The following is a 581-nucleotide window of genomic DNA, read 5'->3' as shown; positions in this document are numbered from 1 at the left end:
CGCCTGTCCGTCCGCAACCTGCAGCTCGGCACCAAGCTCAACGATGTCTCCTTCGATCTCGCCAATGGCGAGGTCGTCGGCGTCTTCGCGCTCGAGGGCCAGGGCCAGGACGAGCTCTTCGCAGCGCTTGCCGGCTCGATCCGCCCGACCGGCGGCACGATCGACGTCGACGGCGCGCCGGTGAAATTCTCGCATCCGAGCGACGCCATCCAGGCCGGCATCGCCTATGTGCCCGGCGACCGCACCGAGGCCTTGGCCATGCAGCGTTCGGTGCGCGAGAACATCGCGCTGCCCTTCAGCGCCGGGCTGCGCAAATGGGGGCCGATCCGCATGCGGCGCGAGGAGTTTGTGATTTCCGGCGCCATCGGCAGATTGCAGATCGACACCCGCGCCCAGGGCGAGGTGCAGCGCCTTTCCGGCGGCAACCAGCAGAAGGTAACCATCGCCCGCTGGATCGCGGCCAACGCCCGCACCATCCTCTGCTTCGACCCGACGCGCGGCATCGATGTCGGCACCAAGCAGGAAATCTACAAGCTGCTGCGCGAGCTCGCCGGCCAGGGCAAGTCGGTGCTGTTCTACAC

At 67.6% G+C, this 581-nt stretch carries 1 protein-coding gene; it reads left to right on the top strand.

The window, feature by feature from the left end; all coding sequences use genetic code 11:
• Window positions 1-581 (top strand): ATP-binding cassette domain-containing protein (locus EOA28_RS37870; protein ID WP_148671215.1); only part of this gene is annotated, 581 nt, incomplete at both ends.

The sequence above is a fragment of the Mesorhizobium sp. M2A.F.Ca.ET.067.02.1.1 genome (genome assembly GCF_004023285.1).
In the GTDB taxonomy this organism is placed as follows: domain Bacteria; phylum Pseudomonadota; class Alphaproteobacteria; order Rhizobiales; family Rhizobiaceae; genus Mesorhizobium.
Note: the sequence above shows the minus strand (reverse complement) of the source record. Positions and strands in the feature narration are given on the sequence as shown.